2 protein-coding genes are annotated in these 2,289 nt (G+C 62.8%); both read left to right on the top strand.

Annotation, left to right across the window (positions count from 1 at the left end; genetic code table 11):
* On the top strand, positions 1-949 hold a 949-nt coding region (gene phaZ, locus AKL29_RS05080), incomplete at its 5' end, for a polyhydroxyalkanoate depolymerase (RefSeq protein ID WP_244481766.1).
* 198 nt (positions 950-1,147) lie between these two features.
* On the top strand, positions 1,148-1,987 hold the full coding sequence (locus AKL29_RS05075) for a M48 family metallopeptidase (protein ID WP_080667147.1): 840 nt from the start codon (positions 1,148-1,150) through the stop codon (positions 1,985-1,987).
* The last annotated feature ends 302 nt before the right edge of the window (positions 1,988-2,289 follow it).

The raw sequence follows: 2,289 nt of genomic DNA, 5'->3' as shown, positions 1-2,289 counted from the left end.
GCGCGTGCTGATCGTGGCGCCGATGTCGGGCCACTATGCGACGCTGCTGCGCGGCACGGTCGAGGCGTTCCTGCCGACGCATGAGGTCTACATCACCGACTGGGCCGATGCGCGCATGGTGCCGCTCGCGGCCGGCCGGTTCGACCTCGAGGACTATGTCGATTACCTGATCGAGATGCTGCACGCGCTTGGCGGCAACATGCATGTCATCGCGGTGTGCCAGCCGTCGGTGCCTGTCGTGGCGGCCGTTTCGGTGATGGAAGCGAATAACGATCCGTTCGTGCCGCTGTCGATGACGCTGATGGGCGGGCCGATCGACACCAGGCGCAATCCGACCGCGGTCAACAACCTCGCGGAAGAGCGCGGCATCGAGTGGTTCCGCAACAATGTCATCACCAAGGTGCCGTTCCCGCATCCGGGCGTGATGCGCGACGTCTATCCAGGCTTCCTGCAGCTCAACGGCTTCATCAGCATGAACCTCGACCGGCACATGGACGCGCACAAGGCGCTGTTCGCCAATCTGGTCAAGGGTGACGGCGATCTCGTCGACAAGCACCGCGAATTCTATGACGAGTATCTCGCGGTGATGGACCTCACCGCCGAATATTACCTGCAGACCGTCGACCTCGTCTTCGTCAAGCACGCGCTGCCGAAGGGCGAGATGACCCATCGCGGCAAGCCGGTCGATCCGTCGAAGATCCGCCGCGTCGCGCTGATGACGGTCGAAGGCGAGAAGGACGACATCTCAGGTCTTGGCCAAACCGAGGCGACGCACGCGCTCTGCACCGCGATCCCGAACCATCGCCGAGTGCATTACGTGCAGAAGGGCGTCGGGCACTATGGCGTGTTCAACGGCTCGCGTTTCCGGTCCGAAATCGTGCCGCGAATCTCTGATTTCATGGTTTCGGCGGCCAATGCGCGGCTTTCGCTGGTCGCCGCCGCCGAATAGGTATCGCCCCGGCCGCGATTTTCGCGGTCGCACAAGTCACTGATTTAACTAAAAGAATCTCAAATCAGACCAGGCTCAAGGGATGAATATAATTCCATTCTTTGGGCCTTTTTCGTAACCTTGATTCATCGGAAAAATTCGGGTTCCAGCCCCTGCCTGTAGAGGTCAATTAACGTCCAGCCCCTGTATATTGGGCAAATGATTTGTTTTTGCGCCGAGCGCTTTCCCTGGCGGCGGATATGGCAAAGTTCGGGCGAACTCCTGCTCCCCGGACTCTCAGAAATGGCTACTCGCGCGCTCCTCTATCGGCGGCCTGCCGAACCCGCGACCGTATTGGTCAGACACGGCTCCCAGTTCTTCACCGTCAGGTTGCGCCGGCACAGGCGCGCGCGCCGTTACACACTCAGGATACATCCGACCGATCGTGAAGCGATCCTGACGATGCCGCCGCGCGGCACGATTCCGGAAGCCAAGGACTTCGCCAATCTCCATGGCGGCTGGATCGCCGCCCGTCTCGGCCGTCTGCCGAAGGCCGCGCCGTTCCAGCCCGGCACCGTGGTGCCGTTGCGCGGCGTGCCGCATCGCCTGGTGCACCGCTCGGGCGAGCGCGGCACGGTGTGGACCGAGACGCGCGACAGCGGCGAGAAGATCATTTGCGTCGCCGGCGGCGTCGAGCACATGGATCGCCGCGTGCACGACTTCCTCAAGCGCGAGGCGCGCAAGGATCTGCAGAAGGCGGCGCAGCTTCACGCCGCGGAACTCGGTGTGCGGGTACGCCGGATCTCGATCCGCGATCAGTCGAGCCGCTGGGGCTCGTGCACCTCGGCGGGTTCGCTGTCGTTCTCATGGCGGCTGATCCTGGCGCCGCCCTTCGTGCTCGATTACCTCGCCGCACATGAGGTCGCCCATCTCGTCGAGATGAACCACTCGGCGCGGTTCTGGCGGGTGGTCGACAAGGTCTGCGCGTCGGTGACGCGCGCCAAGCACTGGCTCGACACCTACGGCAACGACCTGCACCGCTACGGGATTCAGGAGTAGGGCGCAGCAGCGCCGGTCTACGATACTACGCACTGTCTTCGCCGCCTCCTATCACCGCCCGCGAAAGCGGGCGATCCAGTATTCCGGAGGCATTCGTGTTCAACCGATAGGCCGCGGCGTACTGGATCCCCGCACGTCCGGGGATGACGGCTTGAACATAAATGAAAGGCGCGGTGCGTAGCCCGGATGGAGCGCAGCGCAATCCAGGGCAGCTCTCATTGGTGGGGCGACTGGTCCCGGATTTCGCTTCGCTTCATCCGGGCTACGAATTGATGTGATTTGTCGGACTAAAGCGCGATGAG

The sequence above is a fragment of the Bradyrhizobium pachyrhizi genome (assembly GCF_001189245.1).
Lineage (GTDB): Bacteria > Pseudomonadota > Alphaproteobacteria > Rhizobiales > Xanthobacteraceae > Bradyrhizobium > Bradyrhizobium pachyrhizi.
The sequence above is the reverse complement of the archived record's forward strand: the minus strand, read 5'-3'. Positions and strand labels throughout refer to the sequence as shown.